The 15,056-nt window shown below is 60.3% G+C and carries 16 protein-coding genes; 9 read left to right on the top strand and 7 right to left on the bottom strand.

The window, feature by feature from the left end; genetic code table 11:
- Window positions 1–309 precede the first annotated feature (309 nt).
- From ACTJK9_RS26100 to ACTJK9_RS26080, 5 genes are all read left to right on the top strand, one after another.
- Complete coding sequence (locus ACTJK9_RS26100) at window positions 310–1,704, top strand: PhoH family protein (protein ID WP_011332563.1); 1,395 nt, start codon at window positions 310–312, stop codon at window positions 1,702–1,704.
- A gap of 102 nt (window positions 1,705–1,806) precedes the next feature.
- Complete coding sequence (gene moaC / locus ACTJK9_RS26095; protein ID WP_064382454.1) at window positions 1,807–2,280, top strand: cyclic pyranopterin monophosphate synthase MoaC; 474 nt, start codon at window positions 1,807–1,809, stop codon at window positions 2,278–2,280.
- Window positions 2,277–2,519 carry a molybdopterin converting factor subunit 1 gene (gene moaD, locus ACTJK9_RS26090; RefSeq protein WP_064593540.1) on the top strand — a complete coding sequence of 81 codons (243 nt, stop codon included), beginning with the start codon at window positions 2,277–2,279 and terminating at the stop codon, window positions 2,517–2,519. Before moaC ends, moaD begins: the two co-directional genes overlap by 4 nt.
- Window positions 2,520–2,522: 3 nt before the next feature.
- Complete coding sequence (gene moaE / locus ACTJK9_RS26085; RefSeq protein WP_011332565.1) at window positions 2,523–2,975, top strand: molybdopterin synthase catalytic subunit MoaE; 453 nt, start codon at window positions 2,523–2,525, stop codon at window positions 2,973–2,975.
- A gap of 301 nt (window positions 2,976–3,276) precedes the next feature.
- Window positions 3,277–4,053, top strand: coding sequence for an ABC transporter substrate-binding protein (locus ACTJK9_RS26080; protein ID WP_085611408.1), 777 nt, complete (start codon window positions 3,277–3,279; stop codon window positions 4,051–4,053).
- Window positions 4,054–4,160: 107 nt separating this feature from the next.
- Here the strand turns inward: ACTJK9_RS26080 and ACTJK9_RS26075 are convergent, their stop codons facing one another.
- The 5 genes from ACTJK9_RS26075 to ACTJK9_RS26055 all read right to left on the bottom strand — a co-directional run bounded on the left by ACTJK9_RS26075 (window position 4,161) and on the right by ACTJK9_RS26055 (window position 9,434).
- Window positions 4,161–4,802, bottom strand: coding sequence for a helix-turn-helix transcriptional regulator (locus ACTJK9_RS26075; RefSeq protein WP_064593544.1), 642 nt, complete (start codon window positions 4,800–4,802; stop codon window positions 4,161–4,163).
- 93 nt (window positions 4,803–4,895) lie between these two features.
- Complete coding sequence (locus ACTJK9_RS26070) at window positions 4,896–6,023, bottom strand: NAD(P)/FAD-dependent oxidoreductase (RefSeq protein WP_085611409.1); 1,128 nt, start codon at window positions 6,021–6,023, stop codon at window positions 4,896–4,898.
- Between the two features lie 122 nt (window positions 6,024–6,145).
- Complete coding sequence (locus ACTJK9_RS26065; protein WP_085611410.1) at window positions 6,146–7,090, bottom strand: ornithine cyclodeaminase family protein; 945 nt, start codon at window positions 7,088–7,090, stop codon at window positions 6,146–6,148.
- Window positions 7,091–7,214: 124 nt separating this feature from the next.
- Window positions 7,215–8,681: an ATP-dependent RNA helicase RhlB gene (gene rhlB / locus ACTJK9_RS26060; RefSeq protein ID WP_064593549.1), complete on the bottom strand. Its 1,467-nt coding sequence runs from the start codon at window positions 8,679–8,681 to the stop codon at window positions 7,215–7,217.
- A 96-nt stretch (window positions 8,682–8,777) separates the two neighbouring features.
- Window positions 8,778–9,434: an alpha/beta hydrolase gene (locus ACTJK9_RS26055; protein ID WP_064593550.1), complete on the bottom strand. Its 657-nt coding sequence runs from the start codon at window positions 9,432–9,434 to the stop codon at window positions 8,778–8,780.
- Between the two features lie 468 nt (window positions 9,435–9,902).
- On the opposite strand from ACTJK9_RS26055, the gene ACTJK9_RS26050 reads away from it, so the two are divergent.
- From ACTJK9_RS26050 to ACTJK9_RS26035, 4 genes are all read left to right on the top strand, one after another.
- Window positions 9,903–10,934, top strand: a complete 1,032-nt coding sequence (locus ACTJK9_RS26050; protein WP_007957332.1) for an amino acid ABC transporter substrate-binding protein — start codon at window positions 9,903–9,905, stop codon at window positions 10,932–10,934.
- Window positions 10,935–10,999: 65 nt separating this feature from the next.
- Window positions 11,000–12,181, top strand: coding sequence for an amino acid ABC transporter permease (locus tag ACTJK9_RS26045; protein WP_039769483.1), 1,182 nt, complete (start codon window positions 11,000–11,002; stop codon window positions 12,179–12,181).
- A 10-nt stretch (window positions 12,182–12,191) separates the two neighbouring features.
- Complete coding sequence (locus ACTJK9_RS26040; RefSeq protein ID WP_007957335.1) at window positions 12,192–13,289, top strand: amino acid ABC transporter permease; 1,098 nt, start codon at window positions 12,192–12,194, stop codon at window positions 13,287–13,289.
- A gap of 11 nt (window positions 13,290–13,300) precedes the next feature.
- Entirely contained in the window at window positions 13,301–14,065 is a 765-nt protein-coding gene (locus ACTJK9_RS26035) for an amino acid ABC transporter ATP-binding protein (RefSeq protein ID WP_007957337.1), read from the top strand.
- Between the two features lie 52 nt (window positions 14,066–14,117).
- Here the strand turns inward: ACTJK9_RS26035 and ACTJK9_RS26030 are convergent, their stop codons facing one another.
- A complete protein-coding gene (locus ACTJK9_RS26030) occupies window positions 14,118–14,603 on the bottom strand; it encodes a type II TA system antitoxin MqsA family protein (protein WP_440817181.1) in 486 nt (161 codons plus the stop codon).
- Window positions 14,600–14,911, bottom strand: coding sequence for a type II toxin-antitoxin system MqsR family toxin (locus ACTJK9_RS26025; RefSeq protein ID WP_440817179.1), 312 nt, complete (start codon window positions 14,909–14,911; stop codon window positions 14,600–14,602). Before ACTJK9_RS26025 ends, ACTJK9_RS26030 begins: the two co-directional genes overlap by 4 nt.
- Window positions 14,912–15,056 lie beyond the last annotated feature (145 nt).

The following is a 15,056-nucleotide window of genomic DNA, read 5'->3' as shown; positions in this document are numbered from 1 at the left end:
TTTTTGCAGAATTCGATGCAGGCGGACTTCCGACTCTAACGGGGGCAGGGCAGTCCGCCAAGGGCTTTTCGTCACTTTGCAAAATAAACTTCAAAAAAGCGTCAAAGTGCTTTTTTCTGTCACGGGTTTTGGAGTATTACGAAGTCAGACCGCCGAAACCTGCAACACAGGTGGCGTCTTCCAAGACCCATTTTGTGTGCGGTTCACCTGCTATCCCGACAAAAGCTGTGCAGGTGGATTCGGCAGTCACTTCGAGGCGCAGCACCGCCGAGGTATTGCGTCGAATGGCTCCCACAAAGGTGACCGAGTATGGATGATCACGGACGTAGCCCTTCCTCCAACCAGCCAATCCTTTATGTACTCGATACCAACGTACTGATTCACGATCCGAACGCCCTGCTGAATTTTGAAGAACACCACGTCGCGATCCCGATGACCGTGCTTGAAGAGCTGGACAAGCTCAAGAGCGGGCATCACAGCGTGGCCGCCGAATGCCGTCAGGCGATCCGGCTGATCGACAAGACCCTGGGCGATGCCTCACCCGATGATGTTGAACAGGGCGTGCCGATCCAGCGCGGCAAGGGCGGTCCGAAGGGCTTGCTGTCGATTCTGATGAGCAAGCAGGCCGAATCGAACCTGATTCTGCCCGAGCATCTGAACGACAACAAAATCATCAACCAGCTGATCGACCTGCACACCCGCGAACCGAGCAAACCGGTGGTGCTGGTCACCAAAGACATCAACATGCGCCTCAAGGCGCGCGCCTGCGGAATCGACGCCGAGGACTACAGCACCGACCAGCTGGTCGATGACGTGTCCCTGCTGCCCAACGGCTATCACAACATGACCGGCTCTTTCTGGGACCGCGTGAGCAAGGTCGAAACCCGTCAGGACCACGGCCGCACCTGGCATCAGGTACAGCTGATCGACAACCTGCCTGCCGTGCACATCAACGAATTCATCATTGATGAGCAGGGCTTCGTCGGCTGGATCAAGGAGATCGAAGAAGACAAGCTGCTGATCCTCGACCTGCACCAGGAACCGCTGCTGCACCAGGAAGCCTGGGGCCTCAAGCCACGGGACATCTATCAGAGCCTGGCGCTGTACGCGCTGCTGGATCCGGACATTCACCTGGTCAACCTGTCCGGCGCCGCCGGCTCGGGTAAAACCATTCTGGCGCTGGCCGCGGCGATCGAGCAGACCATGGTCAGCAAGCGTTATCGCCGCATCATCGCCACCCGCAGCGTGCAGGGCCTGGACCAGGAAATCGGCTTCCTGCCCGGCACCGAGGCGGAAAAAATGGAGCCTTGGCTCGGCGCCATCACCGACAACCTCGAAGCCTTGCACATGGATGACGAAAACACCCATGGCAGCGTCGACTACATCCTCAGCAAAGTGCCGTTGCAGTTCAAATCGCTCAACTACATTCGCGGTCGCAGCTTCCAGCAGAGCCTGATCCTGATCGACGAATGCCAGAACCTCACGCCGCACCAGATGAAAACCATCATCACCCGGGCCGGCGCCGGTTCCAAAGTAGTGTGCCTGGGCAACCTGGCACAGATCGACACCCCTTACCTGTCCGCGACCAGCTCCGGGCTGACCTACCTGACCGAACGTTTCAAGGATTTCCCCAACGGTGTGCACATCACCCTGCAAGGGGTGCCTCGCTCGATCCTGGCCGAATACGCCGAATCGCATCTGTAACCGTCCACAACCAACCGGGCGGCCCCAAAGCCGCCCGGTTTTTTATGTGCGCAATTCTGACCCCCAGGTTTACAATCGACGCTCCTGATCAGGAGTAATCCCGTGCTGACTCATCTCGATTCCCAAGGTCGCGCCAACATGGTCGACGTCACCGAAAAAGCCGTGACGTTCCGTGAGGCGACGGCCCAAGCGCTGGTGCGCATGCTGCCCGACACTCTGCAGATGATCGTCAGCGGCGGCCATCCCAAGGGCGACGTGTTCGCCGTGGCGCGCATTGCCGGCATTCAGGCGGCGAAGAAAACCAGTGATCTGATTCCCCTGTGCCATCCGTTGATGCTGACTGGCGTCAAGGTCGAACTCAGCGCCGAAGGCGATGACACGGTACGCATCGTGGCTCGCTGCAAACTGTCCGGGCAGACCGGCGTCGAGATGGAAGCGTTGACCGCCGCCAGCGTCGCCGCGCTGACGATCTACGACATGTGCAAGGCCGTGGACCGTGGCATGACCATCGAAAGCGTGCGTCTGCTGGAGAAGGTCGGCGGCAAGAGCGGGCATTTCCAGGCGGAGCAGCCATGAACCTGACCGTGAAGTTTTTTGCCCGTTACCGCGAGGCGCTGGGCGTGGATTCGGTGGAGGTCGAGGGTGATTTCGCCACCGTCGATGACGTTCGTGCGTTGCTGGCGCAGCGAGAGGGCGCCGAGGTGCTGAGCGAACAGAACCTGATGTGTGCGCGCAACGAAGACCTCTGCCAGCTCGACGAGCCGGTGGTGGACGGCGACGAAGTGGCGTTTTTCCCCACCGTGACCGGAGGCTGAGCCATGGGGATTCGGGTGCAATCCGAACCGTTCGATCCGGGTGCCGAAGTCAACGCGATGCACGCGGCCAATGTCGGCGTCGGCGCGGTGGTGAGTTTTGTCGGCTACGTGCGCGACTTCAACGATGGCCTCGATGTCGCGGGAATGTTCCTCGAACACTATCCGGGCATGACCGAAAAGGCCCTCGGCAAGATTGCCTTGGAGGCCGAGCAGCGCTGGCCGCTGTTGAAGCTGGAAGTGCTGCACCGCATCGGCGCGCTGGAACCGGGCGAGCCGATCGTGTTTGTCGCCGCCGCCAGCGCCCACCGCCAGGCGGCGTTCGACGCCTGCGCCTTCGTCATGGATTACCTGAAAACCCGCGCGCCTTTCTGGAAGAAAGAGAACACCAGCGACGGCCCGCGCTGGGTCGAAGGCCGTGACAGCGATCATGCGGCGGCGGATCGCTGGAAGCAGTAGATTTTGCGCTGTACTCCCGGCCCTCTTCGCGAGCAAGCCCGCTCCCACAGGGAAATGCATTCCAATGTGGGAGCGGGCTTGCCCGCGAAGGCGCGATCCGCAACACCGAAAACGCTCCGGTTTTCCCACCCGACCAACAGCAGGAAGCAATCTCTTTTGCCTGATTGACGGCTTGTACGTAAAAGTCCAGTATGGATTTACAAGTACAAAAAACAGCCTCGTGCTTGAAGCTCCAGGCTTACCGCTTGCAGCTGCTCTTCTTCGTCTTGCCAAACCAACAACAACCCGCGAGAGAACGAACATGAAGAAATTTCCCCTCATCACCGGTCTGGCATTGAGCCTGTTGGCCTGCAGCAGCGCGTTCGCCGCCGAGAAAACCCTGCGCATCGGTATCGAAGCGGCGTATCCGCCCTTCGCCTCGAAAACCGACAAGGGTGAGATCGTCGGGTTCGACTACGACATCGGCAATGCCCTGTGCGCGCAGATGCAGGTCAAATGCGTGTGGGTCGAGGGCGAGTTCGACGGTCTGATTCCTTCCCTGAAAGTGAAGAAAATCGACATGGCGCTGTCGTCCATGACCATCAACGAAGACCGCAAGAAGTCGGTGGACTTCACCCACAAGTACTATTTCACCTCGTCGCGGCTGGTGATGAAGGAAGGCGCGAGCGTCGATGACCAGTACGCCAGCCTCAAAGGCAAGACCGTCGGCGTGCAGCGTGCAACCACCACCGACCGTTACGCCACCGAGGTGTTCGAGCCCAAGGGCATCAACGTCAAACGCTATGGCAACAACGAAGAAATCTACATGGACCTGGCGGCCGGGCGTCTCGACGCAATCTTCGCCGACACCATCCCGCTGAACGACTTCCTGTCGATGCCGCGCGGCAAGGGTTACGCCTTTGTCGGGCCTGAGCTGAAGGATCCGAAGTACGTGGGCGAGGGCGCGGGGATTGCGGTGCGCAAGGGCAACACCGAGCTGGTCAGCCAGTTGAACACTGCCATCGACGGCATTCGCGCCAGTGGCGAGTATCAGAAGATTTCCGAGAAGTACTTCAAGTCCGATATCTACGGCGACTGATAGTCCGCCATCGCTGGCAAGCCAGCTCCCACAGAGATTTTCGATATACACAAAACCTGTGGGAGCTGGCTTGCCAGCGATGAGGCCTTAACATTCACCGCAAATCTTCAGCCCTTCAATTCCTTCAAATGCTTGTACACCGTCGCCCGCCCCATGTTCAGCACATTGGCCACATAGTTCGAGGCGCTCTTGCCCTTGAATGCCCCTTCGGCGTGCAGCGCCAGCACCAGTTCGCGTTTGTGATCGCGGGTCAGCAGGTTCAGGCTCAGTTGCCGCTCGCGTAGCCAGGCGTGCAGGAAGGTGTTGATCCGCTCCTGCCAGTCATCGCGAAACAGCGAGTCCGGTTGCGGGATCAGTTTGCTCGGCGAGAGGAACAGGTCCAGCGCAGCCTTGGCGTTCTCGAACAGCGAAATATTCAGGTTGATGCACAGCACCGCCAGCGGATGCCCTTCGCTGTCACGCAGCACGGTACTCAGGCTGCGAATTTTCTGGCCGTCCCAGTTGAGCTTTTCGTACGGGCCGATGTTCCGTTCGCTGACGTCTTCGCTGAGCATGTCTTCCAGCGACGACTCATCGCCGATCACCCGTTTCGACAGGTTGTTGGCGATGTAATCGACCTTCTGCGTGCGCAGGTCGTGCAACACCACTTCGGCATGGGGAAAGAACAGCGTGGCAATGGCGTCGGCGATGGCGTGGTAGTTATCCAGCGCGGCGTCATGCAGCTCGGGCGTGTGTTCGGGGGCGGTCATAACTGTGGAGCTCCAGGCAACGTCAACGCCCCCGTGATCCGGGGGCGTTGCGAGTGTGCCGCAATCCGTCGGGCGCGTCATCCGCGCGGACGGTCAGGCCAGGCGGGCAGGCGCGAGCATGGCGGCGGTCAGGCCGAATTGCTGAAGGTGTTCGGGTAACGATTCACCACGCACCAGCGCGGCGCTGGCCTGGCCCATGGCCGGTGAGGTCTGGATACCGTAACCGCCCTGGGCCGCGACCCAGAACAGCCCCGGCACCTGCGGATCGAACCCGGACAGCAAATCGCCGTCGGCGACGAAACTGCGCAGGCCGGCCCAGGTGCGGGTCGGACGGCGGATGGTCAGGGTCGTCGCTTCCTCGATCTGGTAAATGCCCATGGCAATGTCCAGCTCCTCGGGCTGTACGTCGTGGGGTTCGACCGGGTCGGCGTTGGCCGGCGAGCCGAGGAACATGCCGGCGTCGGGCTTCATATAGAAGGATTCGTCGAGGCTGACCAGCATCGGCCAATGGTGGATGTCGACGCCCTCGGGGCCGGCGAAAATGAACGCGGCCCGGCGTTTCGGTTGCAGGCCCAGCGGCCGGGCACCGGCCAGGGCAGCGATCTTGTCGGCCCAGGCGCCGGCGGCGTTGATCACGACGGGAGCGCTGAAGGTCTGGCCGTTGGTCTGGACTTGCCAGATGCCGTCGGCATCGCGGCTCAGGCCGAGCACTTCGCAATCGGTCTGCACCTGGCCGTTGTTGCGGCGGATACCGCGCAGATAGCCCTGATGCAGGGCGTCGGTGTCGATGTCGCTGGCGGTCGGGTCGTAGATCGCGCCATGGACTTTCTCCCGGCGCAGGATCGGCAGCCGCGCGCAGGCTTCATCCGCGCTGAGCAACTGCATCTGCGGCACCGTGGCCTTGGCGCTGAGGTATTGATTGTTCAGCTCGGCGGCGTCGCCGGTGAAGTCGACGGTCATTTCGCCGCGCGGGGTCAGCAGCGGGTGCTCGCAGAAACCGCTGGGCGGATGGTCGAAGAATTCGCGGCTGGCCTGGGTCAGCGCCCGGACCTGTGGCGTGCCGTACGCGGCGGTAAACAATGCGGCCGAGCGCCCGGTGGAGTGATAGGCCGGGTGCGACTCGCGCTCCAGCACCACGACCTTGCCGTGCTGCGACAGCCAGAAACCGGTGGAAGCACCGGCAATCCCGCCGCCGATGATGATGAAATCTGCATGACTCATGGAGTTCTCCAGTGTGTACGCAATATCAAGGAGTTTGCTGTTCTCCATGTGGGAGNGCTGAATAAGTTGCCTGACACGGCCTCTTCGCGAGCAAGCCCGCTCCCACAGGGGGAGGCTTGGTGTTACAGGCTCAGGTGATAAACCGCATTCGCGAGGGCGATGTCTTCCAGGCCCAGACCGATGGAGCGGAAAAACACGTGACGGTGGTAGTCGGGGCGCTGCACTTTTTCGCTGAGCAGATCCGCCAGGTCACCGAGGATCGCACTGTGGTCCCAGCCATGTTGTTCGCTGGCGATCAGCATCTCGCCGGCCGAGCCCGGGGTGGTCAGACGATAGTCGCAGAACACCTGCATGTCGTTGAGGCTTTGCGGCGGCACTTCGTGGGCGCGCGGTGCGTTGGTGCTGATCGAGGTGATCAGCGCCGGTTTGCTCAAGGTTGCCGGGTCAATCACCGGGCCTGCGGACGAAGTGCAGAGCATGATCACGTCGGCCCCGGCGATGGCGGTTTCGCGGCTGTCGGCGATGCTCACCCGTGGATCGAGGGCGTGCAGTTGGCGGGCGGTTGCCGGGTCGTCGCTCAAGGTCGGCGAGTACACACTGATGTTCTGCCAGTCGCGCAAGGTTTTGACGTAATGCAGATGCGCCTGGGCGACCTTGCCACTGCCGATGATTGCCAGTCGCGCTGCCTTCGACGGGGCGAGGGCATCGACCGCCACGGCGGTGGTCGCAGCCGTGCGGGCGGTGGTCAGCTCGCCGGCATCGCAGAGCAACAGCGGCTGGCCGGTGTGCATCGACATCAGCAGTGTCCACGCCGTCACCAGCGGGCCTTGTTCGCGAACGATGTACGGCGAGGTCTTGACTCCGTACACGCCGTCTTCCGCCAGCACGCCGAGATAGTTGATGAAGTCCCCGGCGCCCTGGGGGAATTCCACCAGTTGCTGCGCCGGTTGCACGGCATGCCCGGCCGCCAGATCGCGGAACAGCTTGCGCAGGATCTGCGGCACATCGATCCGGGCCAGCAGCTCGCGGGCCTGGGTTTGGTCGATCACGTAAGGCGTACTGGACATGTTGGACTCCGCAGATTGTTTCTAAACTAATTTGTCCATTATGGACTTTTAGTTTTGTTGAACAATATCCGGGCGAAAAAAAAGCGCAGTCCGTTGCCGGCTGCGCTTCGCTTTATAGCGTCGCTTACTGTGGACGCTTGCGCTCAACCGCCCGCAATAGATGGGTCGGCGGCGTTTCACAGCTGATCTTGCGACCGAGCTTTTCTTCGATGGACGGCAACTGATAGGAGTCGTCCTCACCGGCGAAGCTGATCGACACGCCGTCGGCGCCAGCACGACCGGTACGGCCGATGCGGTGCACGTAGTCGTCCGGGACTTCCGGCAGGGTGAAGTTGATCACGTGGCTGATGCCGTCGATGTGGATGCCGCGACCGGCCACGTCGGTGGCAACCAGTACCCGGATCTTGCCTTCGCGGAAGCCTTCCAGCGTCTTGATCCGCTTGTGCTGCGGCACGTCGCCGGACAGTTGCGCGGCGTTGATGCCGTCACGCACCAGGCGCTCCTCGATGCGGCGCACTTCGTCCTTGCGGTTGGCGAACACGATGACTCGTTCCCAGCCGTTGTCGTTGACCAGGTTGAACAGCAGTTTGTATTTGTCGGCACCGGCCACCGCGTAGATGTGCTGCTCGACGTTCTCGTTGGCCACGTTGGTGACTTCGATTTCGACGATCGCAGGATCGGTGGTCCACTGCTTGGCGAGGTTCATCACGTCATCGGTGAAGGTCGCGGAGAACAGCAGAGTCTGGCGCTCGCTTTTCGGCGGGGTCTGGCGAATGATCTGCCGGACCTGTGGGATGAAGCCCATGTCGAGCATGCGGTCGGCTTCGTCCAGCACCATCACTTCGACCATGTCCAGGTGCACGTCACCGCGCTGGTTGAAGTCGAGCAGGCGGCCCGGGGTCGCGACGAGGATGTCGCAATGGCGCGCTTCGAGGTGCTTGAGCTGCTTGTCGAAGTCCATGCCGCCGACGAACGTCATGACGTTGAGGCCGGTGTACTTGGTCAGGTCGGCGGCGTCCTTGGCGATCTGCACCACCAGCTCGCGGGTCGGCGCGATGATCAGCGCCCGTGGCTCGCCCATGTAGCGCTCTTTCGGCGGCGGGGTCTGCAACAGCTGGGTGATGATCGAGATCAGGAACGCGGCGGTCTTGCCGGTGCCGGTCTGGGCGCGGCCGATGGCGTCTTTGCCGGCGAGGGTATAACCCAGCACCTGGGCCTGGATCGGTGTGCAATACGGGAAACCCAGGTCGTGGATGGCGTGCATCAGTTCCGGGGCGAGCTTGAAATCGTGGAAGCGGGTCTTGCCTTCCTGCGGCTCGACGACGAAGTCTTCGAGTTTCCAGGGAATCACCGGCGCCTTGGGCTTGGGTTCGCGACGTGGTTTGGCCGGTTTCGGTGTTTCGCTGCGGGCCGGCTCGGTAGCGGGCGCGGCAGCTGGAGCGGGTTTCGGTTCGCGTTTGGGCGTCTGGCGGTCGGCCTGGCTGGCATCGTTGCGATGACCGGGGGCGTGCGACGGCGCAGTGGGGACTGGCGCGAGCTGCTCAGCCTCGCTTTTACCGAACATTTTCTTGAGTGCTTTGAGCACGGTCATCTCATCAATTGGTTAAGGAATGTACGCCGGCCAGTGTAATGCAAGAAACGGGCGCGGCGTAGTGGGATGATCAAAGGGCGACCCCTGTCGCAATTGTCAGCGCAGGCGTTCGCTCAGCCACGCGCCGATGTCGCGAATTTCTTCGGGTAACACTTCGTGCTCCATTGGGTATTCCTGCCATGTCACGGTGACACCATGGGCCTTGAGATACTCATAAGCCGTGCGTCCCATGGAGTTCTGCACCACGTTGTCAAACTGGCCGTGCAGCGCCAGCACCGGAATCCGCTGCTGGCTGGCGGACAACTCCAGTTCATCGCTGAACGTCGGCGCGTATGTCGATAGTGCCAGCACCCCGCCCAACGGCCCCTGCCATTTCAGAAACGCGGTGTGATAGACCACGGCGCCACCCTGGGAAAAACCGGCGAGAAAAATCCGCGAGGCGTCTATTCCGCTGCTTCGCTGTTCTTCGATCAATTCGATGATGCGGTCGGCGGAGGCTTCCAGCTCATCGCGGTCGATCGCCCGGGCCGGGCTCATGGCCTTGATGTCGTACCAGCTCGGCATGGCATATCCGCCATTTATCGTCACTGGACGGGTCGGCGCCTGGGGCAGGACGAAACGCGTGCTCAGCAGGCTTTCCTGAAGCGCTTCGGCCACCGGCAGAAAGTCGTAGCGGTCGGCGCCGAGGCCGTGCAGCCAGATCACGCAGGCGTCTGCGGGCTTAACAGGCTGAAGAATCAAGGGCTCGGTCATGTCTGCTCCAAAAATGTGCGGGCGCTCTCATTAAGTGCGTGGTTCGAGTGCGCGTCCGGTTGATCCGTTAAGAAGATGTCGCAAGGTTACAAGTTTTGCTATTGACCTGTCGCCGAATCGATTCCGCGACAGGTGTGGTACGGGCTTTGCTATGGAAGGTTCTGTACGAAACATCCTACGCGTGGCGGTAACACTATCAGTGTATGACCCGCGACGGGATGGCAACGAATCCGGTGATGGATGTTCGCCAATGGCCGCAACGGGCTTAGCGAACGTGAAAGGGCTACCGCCCGTTCGGCCGACTGGTGAGAAGTGAGTTGTCCATGATGTGGATTGTCTCCTACTAGACTCATAGCGAAGGTCCTGCGTCGGTTGACCCCAAAAAAAGCCAACACGGGTCAACAACGCCTCAAAAGGGTGCGACTGGACTCAAGCTCCGACACAACAAGAGCAAAACTGGAGGTTTGAATGAAGATGTTGAAATCCACTCTGGCGATCGTGACTGCTGCTGCAGTACTGGGTGTCAGCGGGTTCGCTCAGGCGGGTGCAACCCTGGATGCAGTGAAGAAGAAAGGTTTCGTGCAGTGTGGCGTCAGCGATGGCTTGCCAGGTTTCTCGGTTCCGGATTCCACCGGCAAGATCGTGGGTATCGATGCTGACGTCTGCCGCGCCGTGGCCGCTGCCGTGTTCGGCGATGCGACCAAGGTCAAGTTCAGTCAGTTGAACGCCAAAGAGCGTTTCACCGCGCTGCAGTCGGGCGAGATCGACATCCTGTCGCGCAACACCACCATGACCAGTTCCCGTGACGCGGGCATGGGCCTGAAATTCCCGGGCTTCATTACCTACTACGACGGTATCGGCTTCCTGGTAAACAACAAGCTGGGCGTGAAGAGTGCCAAAGAGCTGGACGGTGCAACCATCTGCATCCAGGCCGGTACCACCACCGAGCTGAACGTTTCCGACTACTTCCGCGGCAACGGTCTGAAATACACCCCGATCACTTTCGACACCTCCGATGAAAGCGCCAAGTCGCTGGAATCCGGTCGTTGCGACGTGCTGACCTCCGACAAGTCCCAGCTGTTCGCCCAGCGCAGCAAGCTGGCTTCGCCGAAGGACTACGTGGTTCTGCCGGAAACCATTTCCAAGGAACCCCTGGGCCCGGTCGTGCGTAACGGCGACGACGAGTGGCTGGCCATCGTACGTTGGGTTGGCTACGCGCTGCTGAACACCGAAGAAGCGGGCATCTCTTCGAAGAACGTCGAAGCCGAAGCCAAGGCGACCAAGAACCCGGATGTCGCTCGTATGCTCGGCGCAGACGGCGAATACGGCAAAGACCTGAAACTGCCGAAGGACTGGGTCGTTCAGATCGTCAAGCAAGTCGGCAACTACGGCGAAATCTTCGAGAAAAACCTCGGCAAGAGCACTCCGCTGGAAATCGACCGCGGCCTGAACGCGCTGTGGAACAACGGCGGCATTCAATACGCACCACCAGTGCGCTGATGGTTCTGTCACCCGGCAGGCCAACTGCCGGGTGACGTTCTGTTCCATTATTTCCGGGGCACTTCATGCAAAATTCAATCGGCGCACCAAAGCAGAGGCTCAGCCTCAGCGATCCACGAGTGCGTGCGTGGGTATTTCAGATCATCACCATCGTGGCGGTGGTCTCCCTGGGCTGGTATCTGTTCGATAACACCCAGACCAACCTGCAACACCGGGGTATCACTTCGGGGTTCGACTTTCTGGAGCGCAGTGCCGGGTTCGGCATCGCTCAACACCTGATCTCCTACACCGAAGCGGACAGTTATGCCCGGGTGTTTGTCATCGGCCTGCTCAACACGCTGCTGGTGACCTTCATCGGCGTGATCCTGGCCACGATCCTCGGCTTCATCGTCGGCGTCGCGCGCCTGTCGAAGAACTGGATCATCGCCAAACTGGCAACGGTGTACGTGGAGGTGTTCCGTAACATCCCGCCACTGCTGCAGATCCTGTTCTGGTACTTCGCGGTGTTCCTGACCATGCCGGGGCCGCGCAACAGCCACAACTTCGGCGATACCTTCTTCGTCAGCAGCCGTGGCCTGAACATGCCGGCCGCGCAAATGGCCGACGGTTTCTGGGCGTTCGTGATCAGCATCGTGGTGGCCATCGTCGCCATCGTGCTGATGAGCCGCTGGGCCAACAAGCGCTTTGAAGCCACCGGCGAGCCGTTCCACAAGTTCTGGGCCGGCCTGGCGCTGTTCCTGGTGATCCCGGCGCTGTGCGCGCTGATCTTCGGTGCACCCGTGCACTGGGAAATGCCGAAGCTGCAGGGCTTCAACTTCGTCGGTGGCTGGGTGCTGATTCCGGAACTGCTGGCCTTGACCCTGGCGCTGACGGTGTACACCGCCGCGTTCATCGCCGAGATCGTGCGTTCGGGCATCAAGTCGGTCAGCCATGGCCAGACCGAGGCGGCGCATTCGCTCGGCCTGCGCAACGGCCCGACCCTGCGCAAGGTGATCATTCCGCAAGCGCTGCGGGTCATCATCCCGCCGCTGACCAGCCAATACCTGAACCTGGCGAAGAACTCCTCGCTGGCGGCCGGTATCGGTTATCCGGAAATGGTTTCGCTGTTCGCCGGCACCGTGCTGAACCAGACCGGTCAGGCGATCGAAGTCATTGCCATCACCATGAGCGTGTACCTGGCGATCAGTATCAGCATTTCCCTGCTGATGAACTGGTACAACAAGCGCATCGCGCTGATCGAGCGGTAAGGAATAGCGCATGAGTACTCATACTTTCAAACCCGACATGCCACCGCCGGCCAAGGTCTTCGGCCCGATGGCGTGGATCCGCGCGAACATGTTCTCCAGCTGGCTCAACACCCTGCTGACCCTGTTCGCGTTCTACCTGATCTATCTGGTGATTCCGCCGATCCTCAGCTGGGCGATCATCGATGCCAACTGGGTCGGCACCACCCGTGCCGACTGCACCAAGGACGGCGCCTGCTGGGTCTTCATCCAGCAGCGTTTCGGTCAGTTCATGTACGGCTACTACCCGCCGGAACTGCGCTGGCGCGTGGACCTGACCGTGTGGCTGGCGGTCATCGGCGTGGCGCCACTGTTCATCAAGCGCGTGGCGCACAAGGCGGTGTACGGCCTGAGCTTCCTGGTGGTCTACCCGATCGTTGCCTGGTGCCTGCTGCATGGCGGCGTCTTCGGCCTCGACACCGTGGCGACCAGCCAGTGGGGCGGTCTGATGCTGACCCTGGTGATCGCCACTGTCGGCATCGCCGGTGCGTTGCCGCTGGGGATTGTCCTGGCGCTGGGCCGGCGTTCGAACATGCCGGCGATCCGTGTGGTCTGCGTGACCTTCATCGAGTTCTGGCGCGGTGTGCCGTTGATCACGGTGCTGTTCATGTCCTCGGTGATGCTGCCGCTGTTCCTGCCTGAAGGCATGAACTTCGACAAGCTGCTGCGGGCGCTGATCGGCGTGATCCTGTTCCAGTCGGCGTACGTCGCCGAAGTGGTGCGTGGCGGTCTGCAAGCGATCCCCAAGGGCCAGTACGAAGCCGCGGCCGCGATGGGCCTCGGTTACTGGCGCGCCATGGGCCTGGTGATTCTGCCGCAAGCCCTGAAGCTGGTGATTCCCGGCATCGTCAACACCTTCATCGCGCTGTTCAAGGACACCAGCCTGGTGATCATCATCGGCCTTTTTGACCTGCTCAACAGCGTCAAGCAAGCCGCTGCCGATCCGAAATGGCTGGGCATGGCCACCGAAGGCTACGTGTTCGCCGCCCTGGTGTTCTGGATTTTCTGTTTTGGTATGTCGCGCTATTCCATGCATCTGGAACGCAAGCTCGACACTGGCCACAAGCGTTAGGAGTTTTTTCGATGAGCGAAGCAATCAAAAAGCCAGTGGGCCCTGAAGGCATCATTCAGATGCAGGGCGTGAACAAGTGGTACGGCCAGTTCCACGTGCTGAAAGACATCAACCTCAATGTGCGTCAGGGCGAGCGTATCGTGCTGTGCGGTCCGTCGGGCTCCGGCAAGTCCACCACCATCCGCTGCCTCAACCGTCTGGAAGAGCACCAGCAGGGCCGCATCGTGGTCGATGGCGTGGAGCTGACCAACGACCTCAAGCAGATCGAAGCGATCCGCCGCGAAGTCGGCATGGTGTTCCAGCACTTCAACCTGTTCCCGCACCTGACCATTTTGCAGAACTGCACCCTGGCGCCGATGTGGGTACGCAAGATGCCCAAGCGCAAGGCCGAGGAAATCGCCATGCATTACCTGGAACGCGTACGCATTCCGGAGCAGGCGCACAAGTACCCGGGGCAACTGTCCGGCGGTCAGCAGCAGCGTGTGGCGATCGCCCGCGCACTGTGCATGAAACCGAAAATCATGCTGTTCGACGAACCGACCTCGGCACTCGACCCGGAGATGGTGAAAGAAGTACTCGACACCATGATCGGCCTCGCCGAAGACGGTATGACCATGCTCTGCGTAACCCACGAAATGGGCTTCGCCCGCACCGTGGCCAACCGCGTGATCTTCATGGACAAGGGCGAAATCGTCGAGCAGGCGGCACCGAACGACTTCTTCGACAATCCGCAGAATGATCGGACGAAGCTGTTCCTGAGTCAGATCCTGCATTGAGATCTGATGAATAAAATAAACCCGGCCTTGTGCCGGGTTTGTTTTTTGTGGGTCAGGAGGCGGTAAGGGCTTCTTGTTTTTTGTGCTCGGTGAACTTGAAAGCCCCTCTCAAGTCAGCCCCTTCGGCCAGGTTTCTCGCATCGGCAAGCAAGTGTGGATAGCGATCCAGCAGACGCATGAGTAGCATCAATGCTTTCGGCGGAAGTACCTCGCCGCGTTCGTATCGTGAAAATGCGTTGTGCCCGCCTCCTGAAAGCAATTGCACCGTTTCCTTTTGCGTCAGATGCAGTTTGCGGCGGATCCTTTTCATTTCGTTACCTATCATTTTTCTACAGGCGAGAACGAGTTCATCGCATGCATCCGAATAGCGCTGCCCGCACTCGTCATCCAATTCGACCTCGCCGCACTTCTTGCACTCCCAGCCCGACAAGTCGTCGATGCGACGCTCCATTCCCCTGGCGCTCAAGGTTTCGCCTCGACCTTTGAAATGCACCATGCCTTCCGGGGCGCCGCAACTGAAACACAGCTGCGTGTTCATGAATTGTTCTCCTTGAAGGAGATCACGGGTGGGCGCCTGTCGTAGTGATAGGACACCTTGATGTAAATCTCCAAACCATGTGATTGGATGTGATAGACGTCTTGCCAGATACGATGGTCGTCATAAGGCGTCATCGATTTGTACAGCATGCCGCGCTGCAGTCTGAGAACGATTTCCTGCATTTCTGGGAGACTCAGTTCGAGTGCAGTCCCAGTCTTTCTCGCCGTGTGCGTGAATGCCTTCCAACCGAGTCGCCTGACATCCGCCTTGATCACTGCCAAGTCGTAATGGGGTGTGTTCTTTTCCATAAGAAACCAAAACCCTGTCCCTGAAATTACCCTTAAAGGGTAATTTTGACTAATCGAAAATCCCGCTCCACTTGTCTCTCTCTGACCCTAGGTGGTTGCCGTCCTACGCGGAGCTGACTAACATGTCAGAAAATTCATCCTATGA

The sequence above is a fragment of the Pseudomonas sp. 22082 genome (assembly GCF_052046055.1).
In the GTDB taxonomy this organism is placed as follows: Bacteria; Pseudomonadota; Gammaproteobacteria; order Pseudomonadales; family Pseudomonadaceae; genus Aquipseudomonas; species Aquipseudomonas pharyngis.
This window is presented reverse-complemented; position numbering and strand designations above follow the sequence as displayed.